This is a genomic window from Pseudomonas peli (genome assembly GCF_050563605.1).
Taxonomy (GTDB): domain Bacteria; phylum Pseudomonadota; class Gammaproteobacteria; order Pseudomonadales; family Pseudomonadaceae; genus Aquipseudomonas; species Aquipseudomonas peli_A.
Genome location: NZ_JBNXUH010000296.1, coordinates 1 through 212 on the forward strand (window position 1 = coordinate 1; position 212 = coordinate 212).

Here is a 212-nt window from a genome sequence, read left to right on the forward strand (position 1 = left end):
GCCCGTAACCTGCACGACCTGCTGCTGGCCGCGCCGGCCGGCCCGCGCGCCACCCTGGCGCTGGACCCGGGCCTGCGTACCGGCTGCAAAGTGGCGGTGGTGGRTGCCACCSGCAAGGKGCTGGAAACCTCCACGGGGTGGCTCTTATACACATCTGACTCTTCCCCCCCCCCCCCCCCCCTTCTGCCCTCGTACTCCTCGTCATCCCCACA

1 pseudogene is annotated in these 212 nt (G+C 70.8%); it reads left to right on the plus strand.

What is annotated here, in order from left to right:
* A pseudogene (locus ACQ4LH_RS21805) lies at positions 1-135 on the plus strand (hypothetical protein); the annotation flags it as partial.
* Positions 136-212: the final 77 nt, after the last annotated feature.